Genomic DNA, 255 nt, shown 5'->3' on the forward strand with positions numbered 1-255 from the left:
TTTGAAACATGATGGCGTGCGCTTCCGAGGTGCGCCAAAACTCATCATGCTCATCGTAGATGTCCTGCATCAGCACCAGCCATGAGTCTTCGTCCAGGTAAAAGCGGCGGCGTTTGTAGATATGTGAATAGCCTTCGCGCACCTCGGTATCGATGATCCAGACCCGGTGTTTCTCGTAACGCGTCAGCTTCTGGTTGATGTGTCCCTTGGTGGCAATGTCCGGGTAGCTGTGTTCCGGGCTGTACAGCGTGTAGC

At 54.1% G+C, this 255-nt stretch carries 1 protein-coding gene; it reads right to left on the reverse strand.

All coding sequences use genetic code 11. The features are described from left to right. A partial coding sequence (locus ACZ2IA_RS23110; protein ID WP_470294920.1) for a DUF1329 domain-containing protein occupies positions 1-255 on the reverse strand: 255 nt, incomplete at both ends.

It is taken from the genome of Crenobacter sp. CS_VA4, from assembly GCF_055597485.1.